This is a genomic window from Mesorhizobium sp. P160927, assembly GCF_057766385.1.
Genome location: NZ_JBYMDW010000001.1, coordinates 2,306,567 through 2,326,956, shown reverse-complemented (window position 1 = coordinate 2,326,956; position 20,390 = coordinate 2,306,567). Strand labels below are relative to the sequence as shown.

Here is a 20,390-nt window from a genome sequence, read left to right as displayed (position 1 = left end):
GACTTTATGCCCGATTACTTATCGGAGTGACGGCTGATCGGGGGAGACAAATTGACAGTTCAGGACGTGCAGGCGGCCCCGCCCTCTCAGGTGACGGTTTGGGATGAGCTGGAGATTTGGGCGAAAGATTTCTCGCCCTGGCAAAAGCTGACACTTGCTTGGGCGGTGCGCTATGGCGTTCTTACTGCTGAGCAGATCGGGCAGGTCTATAGTGTCTTCCTGCATGGATTCGGACTGGCGGACGAACCAAGTCCAAAGCTCGAGCTTCCGGCAACAATAACCGGCAAAGCGAGCGGGCTCGCCTCCCAAAAACCCCGGCTCTTGCGAATTCATGACGTCAGCGGCGTAAATGCGCTGACCCCATCTGCCGAGCTGGCTTTTTCGCCCCAACTGACGCTCATCTATGGTGGAAATGGTGCTGGAAAAAGCGGCTTTGCGCGCATTCTGACGAATGTGTGTTTCAGCAGAACTCGGCACGCGATCATTCCCGACATTTATGACGATACCGCTCCAAGAAAAGCCTCGGCCACCATTGTCTTGGTCGATCACGCTGGCAACGAAATCCCGCTCGTCTTCGATGGAACGACGGAGCATGCCGAGCTGAAGAGGTCTTTTGCAGTTTTCGACAGTTCGGTGGCGGGAAAGCATTTGTCGGACTCAGGACCTCTTGGCTTCAAGCCGGCAGGTTTTGACGTATTTCCCGAGATGGCGAGGGTGTATGGTCTGTTGGCTCAGAAGCTGGCCGCCGCCATCGATGTGCGACCAAAGCAAAATCGCTTCGTAAACGCTTTCATCGGAAACGTAACGGCCGCTTCGGCGGCGGTTGCTGCACTGGGGCCAAAGACCGACCTGGTGGCTCTACGGAAGCTAGCCGAGTACGGCAAGGACGAAGATGCCCGACTTGAGGAAATCCAGCGTTTGACGTTGGAATTGCAGTCCACCTCGCCGGAGGAGAGCATTCGACGGCTCACGGAAGCGCGTATGCCGGTCGAGGTTCTGCGTGACACGTTAAAGCAGGTACGCGCAGGTCTTTCGCAGACTGAGCGGGATGGGGCAAAAAGCCTACTTAGGGAATTCAACGACACTGCCAAGAAAGTAGCGGCAACCGGTACGGCATCGTTCAAGTCGGAAAAGCTGAAGGGTGCCGGTGGGCCGGAATGGGAAAAACTCATTACAGCCGCTTACAAGTCGGCTGCCGTTGAACACGATCATTATCCAAACGACGGTGACAGTTGTTTGCTTTGCCAGCAGCCGTTAGGCGACCAGGCCGTTGAACTCTTCGGGCGATATTGGGAATTCCTCACCAGTACGGACCGAACGGCGCTGATGGCCTTGGACACCCAGATCAAGGCCAAGATCAAAGGTTTCGAGAGCCTAACCCTCGATATTTTCGGCGAAGACACGGTTGCGCGAACATATCTCAAGGCTGCGCATCCCTCGCTCGATGAGCAGATTCTTCAGCTCCTTGCCATCCTCAAGCTTGACCGGGATGCCATCGTTGTAGCCTTGCAAAAGGCAGGAGAGACATTTCCAGGCGACGGCACCATGGATTTGGCGCCAGCATTTGAGGCTGTGATTACAAAGATTGACGCGGATATAGCAGATTTGAAGCTTCTCAGTGTCGCGGATGCCATCGCCAAGCTCGACGCAGAGAGGGTGGAGCTTCGTCATCGCGAAGTTCTAAGCAAAAATCTCGATGACATCGAAAAATACGTATCGGATCTCAAATGGTGTGAGGTCGCTGACTCTAAGGCCAAGCCGGCTTTGAGCCCCCGCCGCCTCACCGAGAAAGAGGGGGAACTGTTTTCAAGGGTCATTGCAGAAACCTACAGATCGCGACTCGGACAAGAATGCTCCGGACTAGAATGTGCCATCCCGGTTGAGTTTCGCACCAAGGGCCAAAAGGGGCAAACGATCCGCTCGCTTGCCATCAAGGAATTCGCTTTGGATCAAATCCTGAGTGAGGGTGAGCAAAGGGCCGTTGCCTTGGCGGACTTTCTGACTGAGGCCGCTCTCAATGAGCTCAATGCCGGGCTAATTTTTGATGATCCGGTAAATTCCCAGGACCATCAGCGCAAGGAACGTATCGCTGGCCGGCTGGTTGAGGAGGCAAAGAGCCGGCAGGTCATCATATTCACACACGATCTCTTATTTTTCACCAAGGTTTGCGGCGCAGCGGAAAAAGCCCAGATCGAACCAATGATGCACTGGGTTCAAAGAGGCGCCAACGATAAACCTGGATTCGTCAGCCTTAACGACGCCCCAATTTCCACGCCCCAGTATCTCAAAACCAAGCTGGCGGAAGAAACGTTGGCCCAAGCGCAACAGCTCCTCGGCTCGGCTCGGGTAGATCTGGTGCGCAAGGGCGCCGGGCAGCTACGGCGCACAATCGAGGAAGTGGTGCCGCACCTGTTGCTCAAGCAAGTTGTGAGACGGTGGGACGACCGCATCATGGTGACAGCACTTCGTCGCGTCATGTGGGATCAGATCCTGATCGAAGAAATCATCGACGTATTCGAGATGTGTTCGGCCATGATGGAAGGCCATAGCCATACGGAGGCCGGCACAGAAGCTCCTCCGACCATCGAAAAGCTGGGGCAGCTTGTCGAGCGCGCCAAAGCGATCATCACCAAGGCGAAACCGGATAAGCCTAAGAACTAGAAATTACAACGGAATGGGCGCGAACGGGTTCGCGCCTTGTGTCGAGCCCGCTGACTGGCGAGAGCGGATGGACCATGCGCTCGGACGACCAGCCTCCTTTCGACCAAACGGCAAGTTGCTCCTGCTTGTGCTCCGGCAAATGATCGATGCTGGTTTTCATTTGATCAAGTCTGGTGAGCGCAGGTGCGAGTCGACGTGCCCGTTATAACAGGCTCGGACATGTGCGAAAGGCTGCCAGAGGCGAGTGCGGGCAACCGGTCCCGGAGGTCATGTGACTTCATGCGTCGTATGATTTCCCAGCGCGTTGGCGGCGATCAGGGGCAAGTCCTTGGCGCTGATTCTTTCCACCATTGTGACCAATGTCATCAATTGATCGCTCAGGAACGTGTCGAACTTGGCCAATGCGGGCTGTGCTAGCCGTGCAGCAAGTTCTTGCCCGTCTGGTGCCGGCGAGCCAGCTATATCCTGCAGAGCTTCCATTACCTTCGCTGCCTCGCATTCCTGAAGCTCAATGGCATGCCCCAAATGCGATGCTTCGAACTCGCGGGCCAGCAATGCCAGGGTTAGGGTCTGCAGCTTCCTGGTTCCGACCCAGGGGAAAACCAGGACCCCCTCTCCATGCGCAATGATTGAACGGCGATCCAGTTGCAGGTCCAGGTGCGAACTGCGCGCTTCATCCAGCAGTAGCTTCGCGGCAGGATCGAGATAGGGGTAGGCCTCATCGGATACGAGAACCGCGCGCATCGCTGCCACCACGTGATCGTGGATGGCCGCCCCCTTGCCATTGAAATGCGGTGGCTTTCCAGCCCGTGTCGGCTTTACCATCATAACCCGAGCGCGATCATCAATTTCGATGACTTGCCAGCGGCGCCCCGCAAAAATGATCGTCTCGCCACGTGCAAGCGGAGAGCTCAGCGGATAGGTGCCGAGCGTGCGTGCATCGTGAATGATCCGATATTCCCGTTCCGTGGCGAAAACAGCATAGAATTCGTACGATTCCGTGATCTTTTCCCCGGTCTCTCCGATCATGAGCAAGCCTTCCGGCGACTGCTCAAGCAACTGGTTTTCAGGCGTGGCCATGCACCGAAGCAATTCGGCAAACAGCGTCTTGTCCACGGCCCGGAAGGGGCCGCGCTCGCACAACAATTTCCAGGCGACCGTCGGGCTTATGCCCCCGGTCTGCACTATCAGTGCCACCACTTGATGGAGGAGCGTTGAAAGATGCAGCCCAGCTGGCAATGGCGGCTCACACCATCCCGCTCTCAGGCACTCAACCATCGCAATCGACTGAACCAGATCCAGGCGAAGCCGGTCAATTGGGTGTCGTCCCTTACCAATGGGAGGCTCGATGACGAAAATACGCAGCGTTGCCGGCTTTCCGGCCCTGCGGCCGGATCGGCCGAGGCGCTGGCGAAGTGACGCGACCGAAAAGCCCGGTCCGATCTGCGCGATTGTCTCCACCTCGCCAATGTCGATTCCGAGTTCCAGGGTGGTGGTCGCGACCGCCGTAGTCGGGCGCGGATCGTCTCGAAGCCGCGCTTCGACCTCCTCGCGCATGGCCCTTGCGAGATTGCCATGATGCGGGAAGAACTCATTTGGAAAGCTCGCTTGGTCGCACATCGAACGCAGCATGTCCGCATAAACCTCGACATTGGCGCGAGATCCAGCAAACAGCAGGTTGCTCTGGCCGCGCAGCAGACGAAACAAGTCGGCCGCAAGCGCCGATGGCACCGTCGATTGTTCAAAAGGTTCGGCCGGCTTTGCCGGCGGACCGCTATCGTCTGTGGTGGCCGTGAGATCGCCTGGGGCGGTGCCGTCCAGCAGATAACCCCGGATCTGCAAACGGACCCCGTTCCCCTCGTCTTTGCCTTCCACGACCGTGACGCTGGCCCCTTTGCCGGGCCGCAGCGCTTCGGCAGCCAGGCTCATGTCGCCGAGTGTTGCTGAAAGCCCAATTCGATCGATGCGGTCTCGCGCGGTCGCTACCTCGATCCTGTTGAGGATCGACTGCAACTGCATACCGCGCTCGGTGCCGATGAAGGCATGCAACTCATCGATGACCACCGCATCGAGGCGTGAAAACATTCGCGCTACCTCACCGCCTCTGCGGACGAGCAACGCTTCAAGCGATTCCGGAGTGATCAGCACGATACCCGAAGGTCGTTTTCGTGCACGGATTTTGGCGTCCGCCGACACGTCGCCATGCCATTTGTGCAGGAGTACACCGCTGCCTTCGCACAGGCTCTCCAGCCGCCGGTGCTGATCGTTGATCAGCGCCTTTAGCGGACTGACATAGAGGATGGCGAACCCGTCGGCGCTCCCTGCGTGTTCGGCATGCCGGGTCAACAATGGCAGGAAGGCGGCTTCGGTCTTGCCGGCGGCAGTGCGCGCGGAAATCACGACGTCGCCGCCCGCGAGGATGGCCGGAATAGCCTTTTTCTGGACATCTCTTAGCGACCGCCATTTCCGCTGCCATATCCAGCGCCTGACGGGCTCGGAAAGCGTGTCAAATGCGGAGGATTGCAAGCTCGTCGTCCGCTCCGCCTTCAGCGTCATCGATGGGCTGGTCGCCTGCACCACCTCGATCTTCCGCGACGTCCACGGCGCCGAGCATGTCTTTCCAATCTGTGCCAGGGTTTTGCTGGAGGATCGCGAGCAGATCGACGAAGGCCTTCACCGTGTTGCGGGGGGTCCGAAAATAAGCCTCGCCGATCCGGTTGGCGCAATGGTCCATGAAGGCGTGCAGTGCCTCGTCCGGAACCAGCCATTTTTCCTGATCGCCGGCCGCGAAGACGTCGCGCAGTCGCTCCAGGAGATGGTAGAGTTCCTCCGGGGTCAGGTTCGGCAGGTTGACCACCGGACCGGAATAGTCGGCCAGACCATTGCCGGCAAAACTGTTTCCGGCAAGGCGGGACTGCAAGGCTTCGTAGGAGTAAAGACCGCGCCGCGTGTCGAGCAGGAATTCCGGTGTGCCGCCCAGAATGAAGCCGATACCTTGCGTCGTGCCCTGCAGGACATCGTTGAAGATGCGCAGGATCTGCTCGTAATTCTGTTTGCGGGCCTGGGCGCTCTGCAGCTTATAGAGATTGACGAGTTCGTCGAGGCAGACCAACAGGCCACCGAAACCAGCGAGCCGTGTAAAACGGGCGAGCAGTCTCAAGCCATCATAGAAGCACGCGTCGTCGATGATGGTACGCACGCCCAGATCGCCTCGCGCCTCGGTCTTGGTCGTGTATTCGCCGCGCAACCAACGCAGCGCGGCGTCCTGCAAATTGCTGTTTCCTTCCTCGTAGCCCCGCGCATAGGCAACGATGACGGTTGCGAAATCATAGCCGCCGACCATCTCGCGAAGATCGCCGAGGCCTTCCTTGATGGTGATTTCAATAGTCGTCCCGCTTGAGGAAGCGCGTTCGGATGCTTTCTGTATGTAGCTCTCCAGAATGTTTCTGAGCGCGCCTCCGTCTGGTGCCGTGCGGGTCGCAAGACTGGTGGCGAGCTCGGCATAGAGCGTACGCGCCTGCCCGCCGGTGGCGTGGATGCGGCGATCCGGAGAAAGGTCGGCCTGGCAGACGGCAAGCTTACGCTGAAGTGCGATTTGCCTGATGAGAAACAGGAAGAAGGTCTTGCCGGCACCATAGGCGCCGATGACGAGACGGATACTCGACCCGCCGTTGCCAATCCGCTCGATATCCTGGATCAGCGCTTCGATCTCGCGCCGGCGACCCACCTGAATATGCTGGAGACCGATGCGCGGCACGACACCGGCACGCAAGGCGCTGATAATGGTGTCTCGATCTCTTGGTTTGATAGGTGGGGTTTTTGTCGTCATGCTGACATTCCTTCGACAGAGACGGTAAGCGACGGAGACTGGGCAGTGGTCTCGGAAAACAGGCTGGCGTTGACGATGACAGGGTCCTCGCCGTCCAAGACCAATTCGTCGAAGCGGTCGAGGGACCAATCGTTTAGTGCTTGCTTCGCCGCGCCCGGCATCAGATCGGCACCGCGGACCAAACGCTCGAAATCGGAAGCTGTCCAGTTTCTCTGTTCGATCAGTTGCGACAGGAGCCAACCATAGCGTCGCTCCAGCCCGTCGAAGCGCGCATCCCCATTGGACGTCTCGATTTCCTCGGTCGCGGGCTGAAACTCGGTCGGCGGCTCTGTTTCGTCCACGAAGATATCGGCAAGGACGCTGGAGGTGCTGCGGGTTTCGCGTCGGATCGCTTCGAGACGCGAGATGTCGACGCGCGTGGCACGTGCCGGAGGCGCCGGCGACGCCGGAATGCCCGGCGGCTGGATCCCGGCGGGGATAACCAGGGGAAGATCGTCATTTCCGTCGCCCGGCCTGTTCTGTGGCGCACCACTGCCATGCAGGCGCGAGTAGAAGGAGGCTTCGTCCAGATCCATCTGCCTGAACAGCTTCTCGAGCTGGGACACTTCTCGTGCGTGAAGGGTTCCGTCTGCCGCAGCGATTGCTACCAATTCATCGGCGAGATCTTCGCGGCGGTCTTCCGGCACGTCTCCTATGCGTCTGGTCCAGTACATTATGCGGCCAGCATCGGCTGCGCAGACCTTCAGCTCGGCTTTGAGGCGTACACGTTCGTCCCTCGACAGAGCGGACGCCTCGTCGATCTTGTCGAAGAGCCTGCGTTCCTCCAGGGGGTGGAGGACACCGTCGGCGAAAGCGATCACCATACCGAGCATGATTGAAAGTTGCATGGGACGGAAATGCTCGCCCGGTTCGAGATCAGCTTCAGCTTCGCGCTCCAGGGCAAAGACCATCGTCGGCTCGTCTGGTTTTGCCGACTTCAGGGAAAAGGAAGGATCGGCGGTATGGCCATAGCCAAGGGCGGCCAGAATTCCGGAAAGTTCCTTCTGCTTTGCCCGCGTGGCAATTTTGTTGGGGTCCATCCCGGCCAACTCAGCCAGTTTCTGAATGGGAATCAGGGTGCCCTCAATCGCCAGTTCCTGGAGCCGGCTCAGCGGGCGACCAGCGAGCTTCTCGCAAGTCTTCACACGCAAACCCAGGGGCAGCTGAGCCACCGCCGCAAGGCTAGGTCTCAGTCCCTCCGAACGGCCGAGTATGCGGCTGTAGTTGTCGAGCCGATCCGTACAATCTTCGAAGATGCGGCGTGCACCGCCTATCGGTTCGCCACGGTTGGTGATGTCCGGGAGGTCACCGCCAAAGGGGCGCATTGCCAGATCGAACGTCCCGCTGCAGGCACGATAGTTGACCTTCAGCTTTCGCACTCCGGCCGCCGGAACGCGCACGCCATTTGGATATTGCTTCTCCACTGCTTCCGCAAACAGTTCTCGCAGGAGCGTCTGTGCCCGTCGCGCCGGCGTTCGCACCCTCGTTTCGGGATCGGCGAGGACGTAGGCCAACAAAAGGTCCGGCTCTATCGCCTCTCCGCTGCGCACCCGCACGACCTTCAGCATTATTGGGATCTCGTAACTATTTTCCTCGACCTCCAGATCAAACTTTTCCGGCAACTGAGCCGATTTTAGCTGGTAAGCCGAAAGCAACTCGACACCATAGGCGTCGGGCGGGCTTTCCTCCAACATGAGGCGGCGTTCGAGACCGTAGAAATAGAGGAACACGTATCCGATATAGGCGCCGGGATCGGATCGCGATCCGGCAAGCCAGTCCAGATAGGATTTTCGCGCCGCGGGCGAAATGCTCGAGTAGGACGGCCAGTAGCCCATCGTCTGACCCAGCGGATCGCCGTGAGTGGCGACGGTCAATCTCGGGTCGATCAGGCAGTTCTCCGGGTCGGTTGAACTGCCCTGCCTCGGCAGGTGCTCGCCTACATAAATCATACCGCCGGGAATGTCGTGGCTTCCCACTTTTGCTGATGTATTCGCCGGAATCCAATGTGCCGACTGGCGCGAGGCGGGACTCGCTCGCACTGCGGGTGGCCGATCGAACCACCGCGGCTGGTCCGTCCGGGCCGTGTTGGGAACAAAAATAAGGCCGCGCTGCCGAATGAGATGCGAAACCTGAGCATTGTCCGATGCGAGCGATCCATCGGTTGTGGTCGTTGCCGGAATGACCTTGGTGGGTTCAATGCTTCGCCAACCCGTTTTTGCGGGAGCGGCTGAAGGATTGGGCACGGGTTTGGGCGGTCCAATGGCTCCGCGTTGTCTGATGAAGTCGTGGACAGCTCTATTATGTGCCGCGACAGAAGTCGAAATATCTGATGGTAAGGCTTGTTTCTGTTCGACCGGTTGTCTTCCAACTGCAATATTGGCTGGAACGATCGGATCGTTCCGAACCAAGAGGTGCCTGTTGCTTCCGGCCGATTGGTCGAGACCGCTACCAAGTTGGCTGCCCTTGCTTTCGGAGCCCGACGGCTGCGTCTGCTCCGTTGCGGCCGTAGGGGGAATGAGAACAGGGCCGCGTTGTCGAATGGATTCCGCTGTCTGAGCATTATGCGATGCCGGTGATCCCTCGTATGTAGTCGTCACCGGGGTGACCTTGGTGGCCTCTATGCTTTGCCAACTCGTTTTTGCGGGAACGGACGGCTGCCCGGCTGAAGGATTGGCCCCTGATTTGGGCCGTCGGATCGCTCCTCGCTGACGGATGAATTCGTGGACGGCGGCGTTATGTACCGCGAGAGAAGCCGCAATGTCCGCCGGCAGGACCGGCTTTTTGTCGACTGGCTGCCTTCCAGCAGTGTTGTTGGCTGGAACCATGCGAATGGTCGGGACATGGAGGCGATGCCTATCGGTTCTGGCCGACCGGTTCGGAGTGCGCTCAGGTTCGCTGCGCTTGCTTTCGGATGCCGTTGGAGCCGACTCCGCGGCTAGATTTCTTCGGCGTCTCCGCAGGAAGAAGAACGCGGCGGCGATCCCTAGCAGGCCCAAATAGATCAAACGCGGCGTTGGGGTGGTTGGCCCCTCTCTGGCTTTGTTGGGCTCCGGCGCTAAACGATCGGATTTGGCTGAAGCCCCGTCGGTGTGCGCCGGCAAAGGCGGCGCCTGGCGGACATCGCCACCAGCTTTGCCGGCTTCCACGTTGCTTGTCTCTGGAGTTGTCTTCGTTGGAACATTAGGCTGCTCCAAAGTCGACGGGCGTGCATCCGTGGCTATGGGCGTCAAGGGATGATGTGTCACCTTGAGCTGCGGAAAAAGCGCAGCTGACGTCGCTTGGTCCAAAATACCGGTCTGAGGGAGGTTGCTCGCTTTCTGGAAAGCCTTGAGCGCACTGATGGACCGACGTCCCCAAATTCCGTCCGCGGTCCCGAGATCGTATCCATGTTCAGCAAGGGCCTGTTGAATCTGTCGCGCAGAATATCGGGAATCCTGGGCAGTTGCGGTGCCTGCAACACTCAGCACTGTCGCCAAGGCGACTGCCGTCGTCCAATGAAATGGCAACCTCATCCCGTTTGCCCCGCCCTCCGGTTCTGAGCATAGCTGGGATGAGTTCTTTTGAGAACTCGCGCAGAAGTATTTCCGGTTCGAGCGGGAGGGGACGTTTGTGGGCGAACCCTGCCCAAGCAATCACTTGCGATGACGGGTGCCTTTGAGGTCGAAGCCGCCTGCGCTACCGGGGGGGAAGCCAGGAACCTGCCAATCAGATGACGAGCTTCATGGCTACGTTTTTCCTCAAGACCCACGACATGGCTTGCTCGATGGTGACAGCGGATTCGGAATATCCATACTCTTTGTGGGTTTCATCCAATTGGATGCCCCTTGCGACCGGCTCCGGATCGGTTCGCGTGGATCGATGAGAAGTGGCCCCTCCGCGAAATAATCGTTGGTCGCCTGGAGCCGAGCGATCGAGACAGGGAATTGCGTCGCTTCCCCGTGGAGTTCGCGCGGTCGCATTGCCTGGAGCGCCTTGACCTGCTCTAGTGGTGCAGCAGGCTGTCCGGCTTGCCTCTCCTCCAGATCGCCATGATGAGAGCGTCAGTGACGAGCTGAGCCGTCATCTCGGGCCTCATCGCCCAGCCGACGACACGGCCGGAGAACAGGTCAACGACGGCGGTCACGTAGAGCCATCCTTCGGCGGTCCAGATGTAGGTGAAGTCCGGAATCCACTTCTGGTTTGGGGCCGATGCCTCGAAGGCGCGGTCGAGTAGATTGTCCAACACCGCCGCGCCGGTGTCCTTCGGCAGTCCGCGCCGGCGTGGACGCGCGCGGAGGCCGTTCTCCCGCATCAGCCGTTCGATGCGATGCAGTCCGCAGGAAAGCCCCTCTGCCAGAGCGTCTTGCCAGACGCGACGCGCGCCGTAGGTGCGATCGCCTGGCGCAGATAAGCACGCAGAGTTGCGATCTGTGCGTTGGGCCGAAAGCTCCCGCGCAGCAGGCCATAGGAATGTAACTGGCGAAGCCACGCCGCATCGCTAACGTCGGTCTTCCGGCCCGGGACGTTCTTTGCATAACGCGCGTTGACCAGGATCACCTCGAAGCCGTGCTGCTCGAGGATCTCGAAGGCCGGTATCCAGTAAACGCCGGTCGACTCCATCGCCACGCTCGTGACACCGCAGGATCTGAACCAGGAAGCCAGATCATGCAAGTCGTGGGTGAAGGTGCCGAATGAGCGGATCGGCATATCGGCACAATCCGGATTTACCGCAGCCATATGCATCGTGGACCCGATGTCGATGGCCGCTGCTCCAGGGTTCATGCGGGTGAGGTTCTGCGGCATGGATGCACTTGTCTTTGACATGGCTTCTCCTCCTGTGGATCGGGAGGGGCTGGGCCGAGCAAGTTCGTCATTTTCCTAACCGGGATCACCGCCGAGGCGGCGTCACCACTCTCAAGTCCGCAACAACCCATGTGCCACGTTTTTTAACGGGGTCGATCGCCTCCAATAAGCAGTCGGCAACTCCCCTCCGGCGGCTAGCGTAGCACAGCCTGTTTCTACCGCGCACAGGCGGACCGAGGCCCGTGATCGTTTTTTAGGATGTCGCGCTCCGCCTTGAGCTTCGCCACTTCGCGTCGCAGCTTGTCGATCTCGAGCTGCTCCGGCTTCATTTGGCCGTGGCCGGGAAACGCATGCTGCGGATCGGCCGACAGATCACGTATCCATTTTGCGCAGCACATTCTCGTGCAGGTCCAGATCCCGAGCCGCCTGCGCGACCGCAACACCCCGTTCCTTCACCAGCCTCACAGCCTCAAGCTTGAACTCGCGGCTGAACTTTCTTCTCTCCATGGGAAAACTCCGGTTCCATCTTCAACACCTTAACTCGGTGTCCATGGAACCGGCAGCAGGCCAGGAAGGCTGCTCCGGCCAAGAAACCTATCTCAAGCGTAAAGCGAACGCCTGATATCAAATTTTGCGAAGCGCTTGCTGGGATCGGTGGCAACGCGGTCAGCATCAAGAACCTAGCGGTGCGACACCAAGCGTTACGCGTTGTCCGGTGTGGAAGATGATTGCCTTCGCGGTTTCTCCGACGCGCCGGCGCCCGGCAAACCTTCCTTTCTGGCCTTGGCAAATGCCCGGTCACCTTCCAGAAACCCGACCAGCATAAAGGGGATCAGGTCAGCGACGGTTTCGGACTCGCCATAGGTCCGACGGTAAAGAGCGGCATAGTCGTTGAGTGCTTGGCTCAACGCGGCGCCAACGGTGATGGTGATCTTCGAAGGTGTCCGATCCGGAAGTTTTCCGAGTTTCAGGTTCGCCATGAAGTCCTCCTATTCACCCCGTGTATGGCCGCAATACTAGATCCTTGTGCACTATGACGCGCAACGGCCAACCAGCGCGGACGGTGATCGTGGGTTGGATGTTCAGGTTCTTTTCAGTGATCCGTTGGCCGGCTTGACTGACGTTCTGCTGAGTGGATTCACGAATTGCCTTAACCAAGTCGCTTTCGTTTTCCCCAAAGCTCAACTCCGTGCCAACCCCCAGCAATGTGGCCACCGCGACGCCCTTGATCAGCTGCCAAGTGTGGAAATCCACCTTGTCCTCGAGCCCGGCATAGCCGGCCGCGTCGGTCACGGGCAGATTGTCGATTTCGGTAGAGGAGCCGTCCGGCATAACGATGCGTTGCCACACCAACAGAGCGCGCCTTTGCCCAAAGGCTACAACGCTATCGTAGGTGCCGATCAGCCGTGAGCCCTGCGGGATGAGCAGGATGCTGCCGGTGACGCTGTCGTGCACATTCTCGGTGATCTGGGCGACGACAAGGCCGGGCAGATCGGAATTGATGCCGGTGATCAGGCTTGCAGCGATCACGCTACCGGCCATGATCTGATAGGGCGAAGCCGGCGTCTGCAGTGCATGCGGGTTGTAGATCCCGCCGGTGTTCCGTTGGTCGATGAAATCGAGCTTGCGCTGTTGATTGTTCTGGTCGCCCTCGGCCGGCGCGACGGAAGCTCGCTGGCCTTCGGCATCTGGCTGCGGAGACGCCGTCTCGAAAGGCGAACGTCCGCCCTGCCCATTGCCAAAAGCTTCCGCCTGCTGGGGCCGGTTTTCGATGCGGAAGAGGACTTGCGACTCGCGCGCCTCAATCGCTTGTTGTGCAAGCCGCTGCGCCTCGGCGGAAACGTCTTGCCCAGGTGCGATGCCAAGCTGGCGCTGGTGCTCGAGAATAGGACGGCCGAGATCCCCGGGCAGCGGCGGTCCAAGCACCGGAGCCTTCGGCTTGCTCCCGGAATAGTCCTTGGGCAGCGATTCAAGTCCCTCGGCGGTCGGCTTGCGGTCCGTGCTGTAGAGCTCTTCGGCCTGCTGTTTCAGGCGCAATGCGGGTCCCCGCAGCGCCATCATCGTGACGCCAAAAACAGCGCCGGAACCAACAGCAGCGATCGCGACGATTATGCCGCGCCTGAACCGCACCGCTCGGCGGGGCGAGGCTCGCAGCTGCAGCTGTTCGGGATTGAGCTTCGGCGGAGCATTCGGATGGGAAGTATCGGTCATGAGCCTCCCCTCACCTGCCAAAACGCGAAAACAGCGAAACCCGCCGCGGCGGTTTCCGACCGTCGGTTCTCGTAATGCGCACCACCTGCTGCTGTTTGGTGCCCAGCCTTAGCTCGGCCGCAGCAAAGAGGCGATCGACGATGTAGTAGTTGCCGCGCATGCGATAGTTGACGAGCTGGTTGTCCCCGTCGGCTCCGACGATGAAGAGCGGCGGCGCCTCACCTTGGTCTATACGGCGCGGGAATTCGATATAGACCCTGCTGCCATCATCAAAGGCGCGCGTCGGTCTCCATGGTGGCGTGTCGCCGGCGATCGAATAGCGGAAGCGGATGTTTTCGAGTGCTACGTTCGAGGCCGCGGGCATTTCAGCCTCGGCCTGAGCGTTGCGCCGCCGAAGCGCCACGAGTTGGTCTTCGCTGTAAATCCAGGAGAGCGCCGCCATGGCAGTTTTCTCAGTGCTTTGAAGCTGCAGGTGATAGGATCGCCTGTCCGTCGTGATGACCAGATTGGTGGCAAGCCCCGGCGCGAATGGCTTCACCAGCACATGAGTGCGCTGGTCATCGCCTGAGCCACTAACGGTGTCACCGATCACCCAACGGACCGTATCGCCGGCTGAGACCGAGGTCAGCTTCTCGCCCCGCTGCAATGAGATATCGGTGACGCGCTCCGGCGCGGCGTAGAGCTGGTAGAGCGCGCCGTCGGCAAAGGGGTAAACCTGCACCGCATTGACATAGCCAAACTTGGTGGGTTGTTGCGTCGCCGCCTTGTTGGCATCGGCGACCTGTTCTTCCGGCGAACGCTTATCTGGGGCGGGCTTGCCGGGTGCGGGCATCAACTGACCAGGCAACGGTAACGGTTTCGGCACTTCCACGACCTTGACCGGCTTCTCCGGCGCCTTCTCGATCGCGGCTGGTTTGAAGTCCTCGTGGTCATAGGAAATCTGAGGCGGCGGCACTGGCTTCGAGGCACAGGCCGAAAGAACCGCAGCAGACGCCGACAGGATCAAGGCAGCACGAAGCAATGGGGCTCTATTTGTCATTGGCGGGCTCCTTAGGGGAAACGGGGGTTGGCGCGGCGCTGTCGAGCTCGCGCGACCAGTCGATGGCGTTGATGAAGACGCCGAGCGGGTTCTTGCGCAGCTGCTCGGTTGTCCTAGGCGGGCGGATGAGGATCGTGAGGATCCCGATCCAGCGCGTCGTGCTGGCGAGGCTGCCGCGCTCGAACACCTGCTCGGTCCATTTGACCTGGAACGAGCTGTCGGAAGCCCTGACCACGCTGGTCACCTGCACTGACACGCTGCGCGTGCCGATTTGGCCGAAAGGGTCGTTCGCCTTGGCATATTCGTTGAGGAAGAGCGCCGCTCGGTCGGTGGCAAAGTCGTAGGCCGACAGCCAATTCTGCCGCACCAGAACCGCATCGGTGGAAACCGAACGGACATTCTGGATGAAGCGGCTGAGATGCCAGGCGATCTGGGCATCGTCGGGCTGGTACTTTTGGACTGCCGGCGCGACCGCGTGCGCCTCGCCAAAGCGGTCGACCTCGACGACATAAGGCACGACGCGGCCCTGCATCGACTGCCACAGAAGCCCACCGGAAAGCCCCGTCGTCAGAGCCAGGCAGCCAAAGGCCATGAAGCGCCAGTTCTTGGCCTGGACGCGCGCCGTGCCGATGCGCTCATCCCAGAGTTGGCTGGCCTTCTGGTAGGGTGTTACGGGTTCGGGCGTCTTTCCATAACGCTGAACGGGTCGCTTGAAGAGCATCTAGTCTTCCTTGTCATTGAGGGAGGGATTGGCGCCGCTTCCGCCCCGATCTCCATCGCGCACCGCCTGCGTGGCAGCATTGCGATGGGCGCGTGCGGTCTGTTCGGAACGCAGACGCCTTGCCCAGACCGGCGCGGGGTCAGAGGCTGCAGCGGGCGAGGTTCCTGTCTTTGACGCGGTCGGCATGCCGCCGGTCGCGGTCCAGCCGGCATCGCGACCGGCGTCGGCACTACGGCGGAATGGTTCTGCTGCGGATCGCATTCCCCGCATCGCGGCGCCGCTAGCGGCACTCGCAACCCCATGCAGCCCAGCAGCTACCCCGGACAGCCCGGACTCGGGCGATGTCGCGCGCCCCGTCTGCCAAGCGACGGTGGCAGCGGACCCCATGGCGGCGCCGGCACGGACTGCGGCGAGGCCGCCGCCTGTTGCCATGCGCGCGCCGGCAAACGCAGCGCCTCCGGCAACGAGCGTTGATCCAGCTGCGGCCGCCGTTGTTCCAAGTGCCGCGCCGGCGCCAAGCTGCGGCGCGCCGGAAACAAGACCCGAGGCAATCCCGGGGCCGAAAATGCCGAGCCCAAGCAGCGCCAGCGCACCCAGTACCTGAGACATGGCCGCCGCCAGGTCCGGCTCCTGGCCCTGCAGGGCGGAAGCGAACTCGCCAAAGAGCGTGGAGCCGATGCCGACGATGACGGCAAGCACCATCACCTTGATGCCCGACGAAATCACATTGCCGAGCACGCGCTCGGCCAGAAACGCCGAGCGGTTCCAGAGCGCGAAGGGCACCAGGACGAAGCCGGCCAGCGTGGTGAGCTTGAACTCGAGGATGGTGATGAAGAGCTGGATGGAAAGAATGAAGAAGGCGATGAGGACCAGGAACCAGGCCAGAAGCAGCACGAAGATGGTGAGCGCGTTACCGAAGATCTCGGGGAAGCCTACTAGCTGGCTCGCTTGATTGAGGAGCGGCCAGGCGCCCTCGAAGCCGGCCGCGGCAATGCGGCCTGGCCGCAGGAGACTGTCGGCGGACAGGTTGCCGGCCGATGCGTTGATGCCGAGACCGGCAAAGGAGCGGTAAATTATGTCGGCGAGGTTCTTGAAATTGTTCAGGACGAAGGCGAAGGCGCCGACATAGAGCACTTTGCGGACAAGCCGGCCAAAAACGTTGGGTTCGCCGCCGAACGCCCAGACCAGGCCCGCGAGCGTGATGTCAATGCCGATCAGAATGGTGGTGAGAAAGGCAACGTCGCCCGAAAGCAGACCGAACCCACTGTCAATGTAGCGGGTAAAGGTCTCCATGAAGCGATCGATGACTCCGAGGTCGTTCATGTCGCCGCCTTCCTCGTTGTCTTGAAGAACTGCCGATCAGTTGCCGGGATAAGCCGTGCCGGTGCCCAGGAAACGCTTCGTCGTCTCGCGAGCGGCTTCCTCGGACTGCGCCTTGCGCGCCGCATCCTCGGCCTCGGCCCGGAACTGGGTCGCAAGCAGCGTCTGGATCTGCATCTGCTGCTTGGTCGAAAGCGCGATCAGCTGATTGGTGGCCTGGCTTGCCTCGAGGGCACCTGCCGCGCCCTGACTGCGATTGACGAGATCGGTAAGCAGGTCACCATCGGCCTGCACGTTCTCGACGATCTGCGACTGCGCGCTCATGGTCTGGCGGAACGCCTGCATGGCGCTCTGCCAGCGCTCGCGCGCGGCGCTCGCCACATCGCTGACCTTGATGGTGGCGTCGTAGCTTTCCGGATATTGCCGGCGCCACTGGTCCTGCAGCTTGTCGAGATCGAAGCTCAGGCCGCTCGCCTGGGTCATCAGACCGTCAATCCGTTGGAGCGAGCCGGTAAGCTGGCCCACGGAAGAGAAATCCAGGCGCTGAAGGTTGCGCGCCATGTTCTGCAGCATGGTCGCCTGGTTCTGAAGCGACTGGATTTGGTTGTTGATCTGCTCCAATGCGCGTGCTGCCGACAGCACATTCTGCGTATAGTTGGACGGGTCAAACACGATGAGCGCATAGGCCGGCTGGACGTAGTCAGCCATCGGTTTGGCGATCAGGGAAACGGTCACCAGGCTAGTAAAAAGGCGGCGTCCGATCATGACGATTGCTCCTTGTTAGGTTGAGGAAATTGCTGGAGAAGCTCGGCAGCCCAATCCAGGCCGCGCGCACTGAAGAAACGGGCGGCAAAGCTGCCCTGCCCTTCTTCGGAAAGAACATTGTCGATCAGGGTCTGCGCGGCCGGGTCGGAGGCGCCGCAAAGCGCAAGAGCGATCGGGCCTAGCCCGAGTTCGAAGAGGCGATTGCCGCGGCGCGACTGCAGATAGTAGTGGCGCTTCGGCGTGGCGCGGGCGACCAATTCGATCTGTCGCTCATTAAGACCGAAGCGCTCATAGGCTGCCCGTGCCTGCGGCTCCACCGCACGATCATTGGGGAGAAAAATGCGCTGCGGGCAGCTCTCGATGATTGCGGGTGCGATAGAAGAGCCGGCGATGTCGGCAAGCGACTGCGTCGCGAAGATGACGGAGACGTTTTTCTTACGCAGCACCTTCAGCCATTCGCGGATGCGGGCGGCAAAGAGCGGGTTGTCGAGATAGACCCAGGCCTCGTCGAGCATGAGCAGCGTCGGCCGCCCGTCAAACCGGTCCTCAAGACGATGGAACAGATAAGTGAGCACAGGCAGCACAGCCCCTTGGCTGTCCATCAGCTCCTGGGTCTCGAAACACTGCACACCCGAGATGGCCAGCCGGTCGTCATCGGCATCGAGCAGCCGGCCGAATGGACCGTCGAGCGTGTAGGGCATCAACGCCGATTTGAGCGCATTGGACTGAAGCAAGACCGACAGGCCAGTCAGCGTGCGTTCCTGCGCCGGCGCGGTGGCGAGGCTGGTGAGCGCCGACCAGATTGCCTCCTTCACCTCCGGGGTGACGGTGACATTCTCGTGGGCAATGAGGCCGGCGATCCATTCGGCTGCCCAGCCACGGGTTGCCTGGTCGTCGATGTTGCGTAGCGGCTGAAAGGCAAGCGCACCATCCGCACCCAGCGGATGGTGGTCGCCGCCCATGGCAAGCGTGGCGACGCGGGCCGAATTGCCTTTGTCGAAGACATAGATTTGCGCGCCAGCGTAGCGTCGGAACTGCAAGGCGATCAGGGCAAGCAGCACCGACTTGCCGGCACCGGTCGGCCCGACAATCAGCATGTGGCCGACATCGCCGATATGGGTCGAAAGCCGAAACGGCGTCGACCCGCTGGTTTCGGCGAAAAGAAGCGGCGGAGCGTGATCGCCGGTGACCTCAGCAAGATGCTCGTTCTCCGCGGGACCTGCCCACACGGATGACAGCGGCATGAGATGGGCAAGGTTAAGCGTGTGAACGAGCGGCTGGCGAACGTTGGCGTAGACATGACCCGGCAATGAACCAAGCCACGCTTCGACGGCATTGATGCTTTCGCGAATGGTGGTGAAGCCGAGCCCGTTGACGATCCGCTCGACGGCGCGAAGCTTTTCCGCGGCGGCTTCACGGTTCTGATCCCACACCGTCACCGTTGTGGTGAGATAGCCGAAGCCGACATGATCGCCGCCCAATGCCTGCAGTGCTGCATCGGCATCGAGCGCCTTGTTGTCGGCGTCGCTGTCGACGAGAGGCACCGGTTCGTTGGTCACCACCTCGCGCAGGATAGCCGCGATCGATTTGCGCTTGGCAAACCACTGCCGGCGGAGCCGAGTCAGCGTCTTCGTGGCTTCCGGCTTGTCGAGAGGAATGAAGCGCGTCATCCACCGATAGGCGAAATCTTGGTGATTGAGCGCATCGAGAATCCCTGGCCGGGTGAGGTTGGGAAAGCCGAGAACGGTGAGCGTGCGCAGATGCTGCTCGCCTAGCATCGGCTCCAAGCCGCCTGTGAGCGGCTCATCGACAAGGACAGCGTCAAGATACATTGGGGTTTCCGGCACGGCGACCGGATGACGGCGGGTCGAGATCGTGCCGTGCAGGTACGTCAGGGTCTCGGCATCGTCGAGCGCGCGCACCTCGGGCACGAATGCCGAAAGAAGATCGAGAACGCGGTCAGTCTCGTCTCGGAACCGGGCAAGCTCCTGGCGCCAGTCTCTTTCCCCTCCCAAGTCATGCGAGTCGACGAGAGCACTTTCCGCGCGCGCCTGGCCATCCGGTGGCGGCATGAAGACCAAGGTCAGATGATAGACGCTCTCGAAATGCGCGACCTTGCCCTCGAAGGCGCCGCGCCGTTCCTCGTCCACGAGCCAAGAGGCGGCGTCGGGAAACATCGAGCTCGGATAGCCCAGCGCTACAACGCGCTCGGCCTCGAAGAACAGCGCCCAGCCAGAGTCCAGCCTCCTCAGCGCATTGTTTGCCCGGGCGCAAACGCCGATGAGCTCAGCTTCCGTCGCGCTTTCAAGGTCGGGGCCACGAAACCGCAACGTCCGCTGAAAGCTGCCGTCCTTGTTGAGGACGATCCCAGGCGCAACCAGTGCTGCCCAGGGAAGATGGTCGGCAAGCCGGTCGGCTTTGCCGCGGTATTCAGAAATATTCAACATTCGAGCCAGCCCTTCTGGCGAAGATGGCGGACAAGCACGCTGGCAAAGTCCGGGTCGCGCCGTGCGGCAAAAACCGCGAGCGTGTGTCCGGCCACCCAAACCACCAGACCGCTAATCCACTGCTGCAGGCCAAGGCCGACTGCGGCCGCCACCGTGCCGTTGAGGATCGCCAGCGCCCGCGGCGCACCGCCGAGCAGGATCGGCTGAGTCAGAGCCCGGTAGACGGGCACCTCCAATCCTTCGATATGCTGCTCTCCGACGGCCATCAGACGAGCGCCCCGCCACCAAAGGAGAAGAAGGAGAGAAAGAAGCTCGAAGCCGCGAAGGCGATCGACAGGCCAAAGACGATCTGGATGAGCCGGCGGAAACCGCCGGCCGTGTCGCCGAAGGCAAGGGTGAGGCCAGTGGTTATGATGATGATCACGGCAACGATCTTGGCCACCGGCCCCTGCACCGATTCCAGGATCTGCTGAAGCGGCTGTTCCCAGGGCATGCCGGAGCCGGCAGCGTGAGCCTGGGCCGTGAGAAGAAGCGCGACGGCGGCGGACGAGAGAAAGCGAATTTTCCTGGGCATGA

The 20,390-nt window shown here is 60.7% G+C and carries 13 protein-coding genes and 3 pseudogenes; 1 reads left to right on the top strand and 15 read right to left on the bottom strand.

All coding sequences use genetic code 11. The features are described 5' to 3' along the window. Window positions 1-51: 51 nt before the first annotated feature. Window positions 52-2,661 (top strand): AAA family ATPase, encoded by a 2,610-nt coding sequence (locus AC3CB8_RS11280; RefSeq protein WP_352726704.1) that lies wholly within the window; start codon window positions 52-54, stop codon window positions 2,659-2,661. Window positions 2,662-2,928: 267 nt separating this feature from the next. Here the strand turns inward: AC3CB8_RS11280 and AC3CB8_RS11275 are convergent, their stop codons facing one another. The 15 genes and pseudogenes from AC3CB8_RS11275 to AC3CB8_RS11205 all read right to left on the bottom strand — a co-directional run bounded on the left by AC3CB8_RS11275 (window position 2,929) and on the right by AC3CB8_RS11205 (window position 20,388). Beyond that, complete coding sequence (locus AC3CB8_RS11275) at window positions 2,929-5,217, bottom strand: DEAD/DEAH box helicase (protein WP_352726707.1); 2,289 nt, start codon at window positions 5,215-5,217, stop codon at window positions 2,929-2,931. Beyond that, a complete protein-coding gene (locus tag AC3CB8_RS11270; protein ID WP_352726709.1) occupies window positions 5,168-6,490 on the bottom strand; it encodes an ATP-binding protein in 1,323 nt (440 codons plus the stop codon). Before AC3CB8_RS11270 ends, AC3CB8_RS11275 begins: the two co-directional genes overlap by 50 nt. Continuing rightward, window positions 6,487-9,996, bottom strand: coding sequence for a TerB N-terminal domain-containing protein (locus AC3CB8_RS11265; protein ID WP_352726728.1), 3,510 nt, complete (start codon window positions 9,994-9,996; stop codon window positions 6,487-6,489). The genes AC3CB8_RS11270 and AC3CB8_RS11265 overlap by 4 nt, the downstream gene beginning before the upstream one ends. A 518-nt stretch (window positions 9,997-10,514) precedes the next feature. Next, window positions 10,515-10,907 (bottom strand): annotated as a pseudogene (locus AC3CB8_RS11260) (DDE-type integrase/transposase/recombinase); the annotation flags it as partial. Continuing rightward, window positions 10,907-11,332, bottom strand: a pseudogene (locus AC3CB8_RS11255) (IS110 family transposase); the annotation flags it as partial. The pseudogenes AC3CB8_RS11260 and AC3CB8_RS11255, both read right to left, overlap by 1 nt. 230 nt (window positions 11,333-11,562) lie before the next feature. Next, a pseudogene (locus tag AC3CB8_RS11250) lies at window positions 11,563-11,818 on the bottom strand (transposase); the annotation flags it as partial. A 194-nt stretch (window positions 11,819-12,012) separates the two neighbouring features. Next, window positions 12,013-12,291 (bottom strand): DUF2274 domain-containing protein, encoded by a 279-nt coding sequence (locus AC3CB8_RS11245; RefSeq protein WP_023669268.1) that lies wholly within the window; start codon window positions 12,289-12,291, stop codon window positions 12,013-12,015. A 13-nt stretch (window positions 12,292-12,304) separates the two neighbouring features. Beyond that, entirely contained in the window at window positions 12,305-13,522 is a 1,218-nt protein-coding gene (locus AC3CB8_RS11240) for a TraB/TrbI/VirB10 family type IV secretion system protein (protein ID WP_352688653.1), read from the bottom strand. A 10-nt stretch (window positions 13,523-13,532) separates the two neighbouring features. Next, window positions 13,533-14,561, bottom strand: a complete 1,029-nt coding sequence (gene trbG, locus AC3CB8_RS11235; protein ID WP_023776469.1) for a P-type conjugative transfer protein TrbG — start codon at window positions 14,559-14,561, stop codon at window positions 13,533-13,535. Next, a complete protein-coding gene (gene trbF, locus AC3CB8_RS11230) occupies window positions 14,551-15,282 on the bottom strand; it encodes a conjugal transfer protein TrbF (protein ID WP_352676604.1) in 732 nt (243 codons plus the stop codon). The genes trbG and trbF overlap by 11 nt, the downstream gene beginning before the upstream one ends. Further along, complete coding sequence (gene trbL, locus AC3CB8_RS11225) at window positions 15,283-16,605, bottom strand: P-type conjugative transfer protein TrbL (RefSeq protein ID WP_023796437.1); 1,323 nt, start codon at window positions 16,603-16,605, stop codon at window positions 15,283-15,285. A 36-nt stretch (window positions 16,606-16,641) separates the two neighbouring features. After that, window positions 16,642-17,367 (bottom strand): P-type conjugative transfer protein TrbJ, encoded by a 726-nt coding sequence (gene trbJ / locus AC3CB8_RS11220; RefSeq protein ID WP_023697876.1) that lies wholly within the window; start codon window positions 17,365-17,367, stop codon window positions 16,642-16,644. Then, window positions 17,364-19,814 carry a conjugal transfer protein TrbE gene (trbE, locus tag AC3CB8_RS11215; RefSeq protein WP_352550362.1) on the bottom strand — a complete coding sequence of 817 codons (2,451 nt, stop codon included), beginning with the start codon at window positions 19,812-19,814 and terminating at the stop codon, window positions 17,364-17,366. The genes trbJ and trbE overlap by 4 nt, the downstream gene beginning before the upstream one ends. Continuing rightward, window positions 19,808-20,080: a VirB3 family type IV secretion system protein gene (locus AC3CB8_RS11210; RefSeq protein WP_023796439.1), complete on the bottom strand. Its 273-nt coding sequence runs from the start codon at window positions 20,078-20,080 to the stop codon at window positions 19,808-19,810. Before AC3CB8_RS11210 ends, trbE begins: the two co-directional genes overlap by 7 nt. After that, window positions 20,080-20,388 (bottom strand): TrbC/VirB2 family type IV secretion system protein, encoded by a 309-nt coding sequence (locus tag AC3CB8_RS11205; protein ID WP_023753800.1) that lies wholly within the window; start codon window positions 20,386-20,388, stop codon window positions 20,080-20,082. Before AC3CB8_RS11205 ends, AC3CB8_RS11210 begins: the two co-directional genes overlap by 1 nt. Window positions 20,389-20,390 lie beyond the last annotated feature (2 nt).